Source organism: Microbacterium sp. ISL-103, assembly GCF_018613995.1.
GTDB lineage: Bacteria > Actinomycetota > Actinomycetes > Actinomycetales > Microbacteriaceae > Microbacterium.
Genome location: NZ_JAGGPD010000667.1, coordinates 1 through 1,091, shown reverse-complemented (window position 1 = coordinate 1,091; position 1,091 = coordinate 1). Strand labels below are relative to the sequence as shown.

The following is a 1,091-nucleotide window of genomic DNA, read 5'->3' as shown; positions in this document are numbered from 1 at the left end:
GGTGGGGGCGGGGGGGGGAACGACTGGGGAGGCCGATCTGGCCGCGATCAACCTCGGGCGAGTGCTGTCGGACGGCGAGCAGGTCATCGTCCCGACCATCGGTGCCGAGGCGGGCGATCCGGGAGCAGTCGCGCCCGCCGATGATCTCATCGACCTGAACACCGCCGATCAGGCAGCGCTCGAGACCCTGCCGCGAATAGGTCCGGCGCTCGCTGAGCGCATCATCTCGTGGCGGGACGAGAACGGGCGCTTCCAGTCCGTCGACGATCTGCTGTCGGTGCCCGGTATCGGCGAGAAGCTGCTCGCCGGCATCCGCGACGGCGTGCGCGTGTGAGGCGGGGTCGGGGTGGCTGTCTCTGCATCATCTCGAACCGCGAGGCTCGTCAGCTGCGAATCGATACAGCGCGTGCCGACGATCCGGCGTCCGTCAGGATCGCGCGTGCGGCACGTTCTCCGGACACGAGCGCGCCGTTGATCGATGCCGTGTCCCGGTGGTCCCCCGCGATGTACAGGCGCTCGGCGTAGCGCGGCGATCGCGGTGCGCGCAGAGGCGCCCGCTGCGCCGGGAGCGCGTCGTCGATGTCGTCGCGTCGGATGAGCTCCCACGCGCTGACGTCAGCACCCCAGATCTCACCCAGGTGGCGGCGGACGTCACTCTCTTCGGCGGGGTCGCCGCCATGCGGCAGCAGGCAGGTCGCGGCGATGAGGTGGCGCCCGGCCGGCGCATACGACGGCACCGTGTGCGTCATCACGACGGTGTTCACGACGGGGCCCTGGCCTCGGCCTCGACCGTCGACCGTGAGAAGAGCGGAGGTGGTCGGAGGATCCGTGGCGGCGAACCACCAGGTCTGCAGACCGTTCGTCGCCGGCCGGGCGAGCCCGGTGAGATCGGCGACGGCATCGGGACCGACAGCGACGACCACCCGAGTGGCGCCGACGGGGTCGCCGTCGGTCAGGTCCACCCGGATGCCGCCGGGGAACGCGGACATGCGTTCCGCACCGGCGCCCAGACGGATGCCGGCGCCCGCCGCGCGTGCGTGCGCGGCGAGCTGCTCGGGAACTGCCGCGATCCCTTGTGAAGGCAGCCCGGG

The 1,091-nt window shown here is 71.8% G+C and carries 2 protein-coding genes; one reads left to right on the top strand and one right to left on the bottom strand.

What is annotated here, in order from left to right; genetic code table 11:
* The coding region (locus J7E68_RS19355) for a helix-hairpin-helix domain-containing protein (protein WP_215175163.1) at nt 1-334 on the top strand (334 nt) is incomplete at its 5' end.
* Nucleotides 335-383: 49 nt separating this feature from the next.
* Here the strand turns inward: J7E68_RS19355 and J7E68_RS19350 are convergent.
* A partial coding sequence (locus J7E68_RS19350) for an FAD-dependent oxidoreductase (protein ID WP_215175162.1) occupies nt 384-1,091 on the bottom strand: 708 nt, incomplete at its 5' end.